The 4,044-nt window shown below is 64.0% G+C and carries 5 protein-coding genes and 1 pseudogene; 4 read left to right on the forward strand and 2 right to left on the reverse strand.

Annotated features, from left to right (window positions below):
- Positions 1–249, reverse strand: a pseudogene (locus tag IF809_RS38085) (circularly permuted type 2 ATP-grasp protein); the annotation flags it as partial.
- A gap of 276 nt (positions 250–525) precedes the next feature.
- Between IF809_RS38085 and IF809_RS38090 the strand changes: the two are divergent.
- From IF809_RS38090 to IF809_RS38100, 3 genes are read left to right on the forward strand one after another with little or no spacing between them, the layout of a single operon-like run.
- Positions 526–1,263, forward strand: coding sequence for a competence/damage-inducible protein A (locus tag IF809_RS38090; protein ID WP_128965602.1), 738 nt, complete (start codon positions 526–528; stop codon positions 1,261–1,263).
- Between the two features lie 37 nt (positions 1,264–1,300).
- The gene (gpt, locus tag IF809_RS38095; protein ID WP_128965603.1) at positions 1,301–1,828 is read left to right on the forward strand and encodes a xanthine phosphoribosyltransferase; all 528 of its coding nucleotides are present in this window, start codon (positions 1,301–1,303) and stop codon (positions 1,826–1,828) included.
- Positions 1,829–1,843: 15 nt separating this feature from the next.
- The gene (locus tag IF809_RS38100; RefSeq protein WP_462840041.1) at positions 1,844–2,461 is read left to right on the forward strand and encodes a hypothetical protein; all 618 of its coding nucleotides are present in this window, start codon (positions 1,844–1,846) and stop codon (positions 2,459–2,461) included.
- A gap of 1 nt (position 2,462) precedes the next feature.
- Here the strand turns inward: IF809_RS38100 and IF809_RS38105 are convergent, their stop codons facing one another.
- On the reverse strand, positions 2,463–3,485 hold the full coding sequence (locus tag IF809_RS38105) for a methionine synthase (RefSeq protein WP_462840042.1): 1,023 nt from the start codon (positions 3,483–3,485) through the stop codon (positions 2,463–2,465).
- 133 nt (positions 3,486–3,618) lie between these two features.
- Between IF809_RS38105 and IF809_RS38110 the strand changes: the two genes are divergently transcribed.
- Positions 3,619–4,044 (forward strand): glutathione S-transferase N-terminal domain-containing protein (locus IF809_RS38110; RefSeq protein ID WP_462840043.1); only part of this gene is annotated, 426 nt, incomplete at its 3' end.

Here is a 4,044-nt window from a genome sequence, read left to right on the forward strand (position 1 = left end):
CTCCAGCACCGTCCATTCCTTGCCGGACATGATCCGCGGGATCACGTCAAACGGAATCAAGCGCTCGGTGGATTCGGACTCGCCATAGACCGCGAAGGTGATGCCGATGCGGCGGAACAGGAGCTCGGCCTCCTGGCGGCGATATTCGAGCGCCTCGGGAGGCGTCTCCTTGAGCCAGCGTGCCAGCTCCTGATAGGCGGGGCGAAGGTCCCCGCCCGGAATATTCATCTCATCAAACGCGACTGCCATAGATCCCGACTGTTCTCCGCAAGGCGTTGCGCCATAGACAGGTCGCCAAGCCCCGGTGGAGGCCGCAACGTCCTGGCCATGCGGCAAGAGTGCATGACTCCAGGGAGGTAGCAAGGGCCGGGCCAGCGCTATAAGCATGGAGAGAGGGCATTTGCCTGCTATGGCCGGGACGGTGCCTGAAAAAATGGCTGAGGACTGCTTATTTCCGCAGCAAAACCGCGTGACTTCAACGTGTTACCTCGGCAAAGTCGGGACTTGAGGTGAGGGACTTAAGGTATGAGCGAGATCGTCACGGCGGGCATTCTGGTCATCGGGGATGAAATCCTGTCCGGCCGGACCAAGGACAAGAATATCGGCTTCATCGCCGAGTATTTGACCAATATCGGCATCGACCTGAAGGAAGTCCGGGTCGTCTCCGACGACGAGGACGACATCATCGCTGCGTTGAATGCACTGCGGCAACGCTACACCTATGTCTTCACCACAGGTGGCATCGGACCGACCCACGACGACATCACCGCGGACAGCGTCGCCAAGGCGTTCGGCGTCGGCATCGACCACCATCCCGAAGTGGTCGCCCGTTTCCGCGAGCGCTGGAGCGGGCAGGATCTCAACGAGGCCCGGTTGCGCATGGCCCGCATCCCTGATGGTGCCGAGTTGATCCAGAGCGCGACTATCCTCGCGCCGGGCTTCAAGATCGGCAATGTCATCGTCATGGCCGGTGTCCCCTCGATCATGCAGGCGATGATGGACATCGTCGCGCCCAAGCTGAAATCCGGTGTCCGCATGCTGTCCGAATCGGTCCGCGCCAATGCGCGGGAAGGCGACATCGGCAGCCCGTTGCGGGCGATCGCCGCGGCGCATCCCGACACCATCATCGGCAGCTATCCCTTCATGGACGAGGAGCAGAAGCCGAACACGAACCTCGTGGTGCGCTCGCGCGATCCGGATAAGCTCGCCGCCGCGATGGCGGCGGTGAAGGAAATGCTGGCGGGATTGAACATCACCCGGTAGCAGAAGGCTGCCGGACGATGATTGGCAGGAGACGACGATGGCTGGTGAAACACCGCAATTGAGCGCAGAGGAACGGGCCGGCCGGCCCTTTCCGGTGTCGTGGGACCAGTTCCACCGGGATTGCCGGGCGCTGACCTGGCGGCTCAACGAGGTCGGTCCGTTCCACGCGGTGATCGCGATCACCCGCGGCGGCCTGGTGCCGGCAGCGATCGTGGCGCGCGAGCTCGGGGTGCGCGTGATCGATACGGTCTGCATCGCCAGCTACGACCACGACAAGCAGGGCGAGCTCCAGGTTCTCAAGGGCATCTCTGACGCCGCGATGAAGCTCGGCGGCGGCACCGGCAAGGGGCTCCTGATCGTCGACGACCTCGTCGACACCGGCAAGACCGGCAAGCTGGTGCGCGAGATGCTGCCGGATGCGCATTTCGCCACCGTCTACGCCAAGCCGAAGGGCCGCCCGCTGGTCGATACGTTCATCACGGAAGTCTCCCAGGACACCTGGATCTTCTTCCCCTGGGACACCGCGCTGTCCTATCACCCGCCGCTGCGCGACGGCGCGGCGTGACGCGCAGAGGCAGCCATGCCTCTGCAAAACCGCGTCACTCCGCTGGGCGACATCATCGCCACCCCGCACCGGGGGATGTTCACCGGCAATCGCGGCATCATCCATGATCCCGCGACGAAGACGCTGCTCAACAAGCGCTGGTCGACGCCGGCCTGGATCACCTGCCTGTGTGAATTTCGCGGCTGGCGCCGGCCGGTGATGGCGCGGCGAAGCTGGACCGAGCTGTTCTTCCTGGATGAGGCGACCGCCTTTGCCGCAGGACACCGCCCCTGCTTCTTCTGCCGCCGCGACGATGCCAAGCGGTTTCGGGCTGCATGGGAGAGGGGGAACGAGGTGACCGGGATCAGCGCCAAGGCGATGGATGCCGCACTTCACCGCGAGCGGCTGGATCGGGGCACGAAGCGCCTGCACGCCTTGCCGGTGCCACTTGCCGAACTGCCCGATGGCGCCATGGTGCAGCAGGGCGAACGGAGTTTTTTGGTGGTGCAGGGCCGGGCGCTCCTGTGGTCGGCGGCCGGCTATGTGGCCGATACACCCGACCTCACGCAGCCAATGCTGCTGACACCGCCATCGACACTGCGCGCACTGAGCGCCGGCTACCGGCCGGTGCTGCATCCCTCCGCGTCAGGCTAGATCACCCCAGCTTCTCGCGCGCTAGCGCGGCGCCGGCGCCGAGCGCCATCAGCTTGGCTTCGGCGATCTCGCGCCGCATCGGCGCCATGCCGCAATTGGTGGTGGCGATGATGTTGCTCTTGGGCACGAATTTCGACACCGCGTCGATCACCTTGACGACGTCCTCCGCGGTCTCGGCCGTGTCGCTGGCGACGTCGATGACGCCGGCCTGAACGATCTTGTTCTTCAGCAGCGCGAGCAGGTCGAGCGGCACCTTCGAATTGCGGCACTCGATCGCGACCTGCTGAATCGGGCTGGCGTCGATCGCCGGGAAGATCTGCTCGTACTGCCGCCACTGGCTGCCTAACGTTTCCTTCCAGTCGGTGTTGGCCTTGATGCCGTAGCCGTAGCAGATGTGCACGGCGGTGGTACAGGTCAGCCCTTGCGCCGCTCGTTCCAGCGCCTTGATGCCCCAATCATTGACCTCGTCCATGTAGACGTTGAAGGCGGGCTCGTCGAACTGCACGAGATCGACGCCGTCGGCCTGCAACGCCCTGGCCTCCTCGTTCAAGAGCTCGGCGAAGGCGAAAGCCATCTTGATGCGGTCGCCATAATAGCGGTCGGCGATGGTGTCGATAATGGTCATCGGGCCGGGCAGGGTGAATTTCAGTTTCTTTTTCGTGTGCGTGCGGGCGACGCGCGCCTCGAAGGCGTGGACGCGCTCCTTGAGCCGGAGCGGCGCGACCACCTGCGGCACCATCGCCTTGTAGCGGTCCTTGCGAATGCCCATCTCGACCTTGTGAGCGAAATCGATCCCCTCGATCTTCTCGAGAAACCCATGCACGAAGTGCTGGCGGGCCTGCTCGCCCTCGGTCACGATATCGATGCCGGCATCTTCCTGGATCTTCAGCCAGATCAGCGTCGCATCGCGCTTGGCGCGGAAAAGCTCGTCGCCTTCAGACTTCCAGGGCGCCCAGAGCATGTTCGGCTCCGCGAGCCATTCCGGCTTGGGCAAGGATCCGGCGATTGTCGTTGGAAACAGCATGGGTCCCTCCCGGCGGGTTGTGATTGCGCCTCTGTCTGCCATGTCTTAACGTCGAGGTACAGAACAACAAAAGTCGCCCTCTATTCAGCGGCGACGGCAGGGAAGGCCCAAGGGGAAGGCCAGAGGAAAGCTCGTGATCGATCTCCATTACGCGCCGACGCCGAACGGCTGGAAAATCTCGATCATGCTGGAGGAGCTTGGGCTTCCCTACACCGTGAAGCCCGTCAACATCCGTGCCGGCGAGCAGTTCGCGCCTGAGTTTCTGGCGATCTCCCCCAACAACCGCATTCCCGCAATCGTCGATCACGAGCCGGCCGACGGCGGCGCACCGTTTTCGGTGTTCGAGACGGGCGCGATCCTGATCTATCTGGCCGAGAAGTCCGGGCGGTTCCTGCCGAGCGATCTGCGCGGGCGTTCCACCACGATCCAATGGGTGATGTGGCAGATGGCGGGGCTGGGGCCGATGCTCGGCCAGCACGGCCATTTCGCGCTCTATGCGGCCGAGAAGATTCCCTACGCGATCGAGCGCTATCGCGACGAGGCGGCGCGGCTCTATGGC

It is taken from the genome of Bradyrhizobium sp. UFLA06-24 (assembly GCF_054967145.1).